The following is a 2673-nucleotide window of genomic DNA, read 5'->3' on the forward strand; positions in this document are numbered from 1 at the left end:
TATTCAAATAACCGCTCTAAACCAAAGCGTGTCTGCAAACGGACTGTCCACGCAGCTTCCTCAAGCCCATATTTTGTCAAATTTGGATGTTTTAGCCAAACGGCTGTTTCAGGAGAAATACCCCGAAAATCCAATCCAGCATAAAGGCCTTCACTATTTTCTCTGATAACACAAAAATGAAAAGGTTTTCTCGGACCAAAGATGTATCTTACAGGACGTATATTCGCAAACAAACCTAACTTTTGGCGAAGTTGAAGTATGGGAGAAACATAGGCAAGTTTTTTCTCTCGTAAATGCGGCTCAAGTTCTTTTAAAGCCGCTTCTTTTCCTTTACTGGTCACAGCACCAAGTAAAATAGCATCACTCTGAGTAATTTTTTGCCAAGTCGCTTGAGGAACAGAAGCTCCTTCCCGTTTCCAACATTCAACACCAATATCACCATAAGTTAATTCAATCGGCAATTGGAATTGCTCTAAAACCATCAACGCAGCATCACAAACCTCTGGTCCTATCCCATCACCAGGTAATACAAGAACTTTCTTTTTCATAATCCCTCCAGCCACTCATCAATAACTGCATCCGTCATAGTAGGATTATCCTCCCACAAACGCGTACCAGCACCAGAGATAATCTTATATTCATGGTTCAGATTATGACTTTTCGTCTGATTATTTACCGTTGCAAGTTGCGACTTTTCTCCCACTAAAGCTAAAAACTTCCCCTTATACTTAACTATCTCATCTCTAGCATCTATTTCTAATAAGAGTTTAAAGCCTCTTGTCATGCGTTCAATTGCCAAGCTTTTTTGTTTATCGGGAATCTCCAATAAAACTCTTTTTTTCATAACGCCAGAAGGATGCATAAAACCATTGAGTATTTCCAAAGCCCCCGATAAATCATTATTTTCTAAGGAGGCAAGAATATCTCCAAGGCGCCGTTGCAAAACCTTATCTGGATAGCCAGGCGCATTCACAGCAAGCACAGCTTGAACATTGGGAAGCTGGGCTGCCAATATTTGTACCAATGTTCCAGCCATAGAAAATCCCACAAGAACTGCGGGCTCTTTAAAATAGCTTTTAAGTTTTTCTGCCATAAAAGATAAAATGTCTACAGCAGAATAATTGAGAACATGAGAACTCTTAGGAAAAAGAGAAAGCGTATCCAGCAGAGTGACAGGGAATCCTTTTGTTGAACATAGCTTTGTCAATGGAGAACAAAAAACACCACCATCCCAAATTGGCATTACAGGAGAAAGAATAATAATAGGAAGGCTCATTGATCAATTCCTCCCCTTATTTTAAACATGCATTAGAGCCAGAAATTTTCCCACCCAATATAATGAAAATATGTTGAAACTCTAGGCTCATATTCTCCCCCCATAATAATCGATTTGTTAAACTCAAACTAAGCTTGTAACAAATTTTAAATCCACTCAATCCAGCAACTTAATAAAAAAAATTCATCTAATGTACAGGTGCCCCATTTGTGTAAAACATCAAAAGCATTTCCGCATAATGCTTTCTTTTTATCATTTACTCAGCTTATTTCTGAAGTCATAAAATGACGCGCTTTTTGAATATAAATGATAAAACCAATCATACAACACACAGCTAATAAAGCTGCCATAGCCCGTGGGCTATGACCAGAGATTTTTCCGATAACCGCTGCACTGAGTGCCGCACTTCCTAATTGCAAAGATCCCATAACACCAGAAGCCGCTCCCGCAGCTTTCGGATGCGATGAAATAGCCAACGCTGTTCCTAACGGCAATAAAAAACCATTGCCAAAAGTAAGAACAGCAATAGCCATAAAACTTGTCACAAGGGGCCATGGGCTTAGATACATTTGCAAAGCAAACAGCACACCACCTATCACAAAAATAATGTACCCTCTGCCCACAGTCTTTTCCATAGACTCGCGTTCAAAAAACCATCGCGCCAAAAGATTTCCCAAAATATAGGGAAACGAGACACCAATATAGCTATAACTAATGTGTATCGGCGATAACCCCAAAGTCGTGAGTAAAAAAGGCGACTCCACAATATAAGCAAAATAGGCAGCGTAAGAAAAACACGGAATAAGTGCATAAAAAATAAATTGTTTATTTCTGAAAACGCCTAAATATGCCTTCATCAATCCTACAGGAGAAAAATGCTGCCGTTTTTGAGGGGGTAGAGTTTCGCTTAGCACAAAACAACATAGCAAAATGGTCAAAAATATAAAAAAGCTTAAAAAGATAAAAGTTGCCTGCCAATGAAAAGCTTGTATCAAAAGTCCACCAATGAAAGGTGCAAGCGCTGGTGACATTCCAATAAAAGGGAAAACAATCAAATAAAGTTTTCCAGCCGCTTTTTTATCCAACAAATCATTGATAATTGCACGACTTAAGACAAGTCCCGCACAAGCACCAAGACCTTGCAAAAAACGTAACACAAGAAAAGCGTGAATATGAACCGTATAAATCACACCAAGTGTCGTAAATAACCACAAGAATAAGCCCAATAGAAGTGTTTTTTTACGCCCAAAATTATCACTCAGCGGCCCATAAATGAGCTGTCCAAGTGCCAATGCCAACAAAAAAACCGCCACTGCACTTTGAATTTGAGATTGTGTCACTTGATAATATTGACGCATATCGCCCAGTGCTGGTAAAAAAATATCGGTAGAAATCAA

At 38.9% G+C, this 2673-nt stretch carries 3 protein-coding genes; all 3 read right to left on the reverse strand.

The genetic code is table 11. The annotated features are described in order from the left end of the window. Positions 1–548 (reverse strand): isocitrate/isopropylmalate family dehydrogenase (locus tag ACFIL8_RS05695; RefSeq protein ID WP_375689112.1); only part of this gene is annotated, 548 nt, incomplete at its 3' end. Beyond that, on the reverse strand, positions 545–1276 hold the full coding sequence (locus tag ACFIL8_RS05700; RefSeq protein ID WP_375630347.1) for an alpha/beta fold hydrolase: 732 nt from the start codon (positions 1274–1276) through the stop codon (positions 545–547). The genes ACFIL8_RS05700 and ACFIL8_RS05695, both read right to left, overlap by 4 nt. Positions 1277–1536: 260 nt before the next feature. Beyond that, positions 1537–2673, reverse strand: a 1137-nt coding sequence (locus ACFIL8_RS05705; RefSeq protein ID WP_375689108.1) for a multidrug effflux MFS transporter, incomplete at its 5' end; no start/stop codon positions are given.

It is taken from the genome of Bartonella sp. AP57NXGY (assembly GCF_042195805.1).
Lineage (GTDB): Bacteria > Pseudomonadota > Alphaproteobacteria > Rhizobiales > Rhizobiaceae > Bartonella.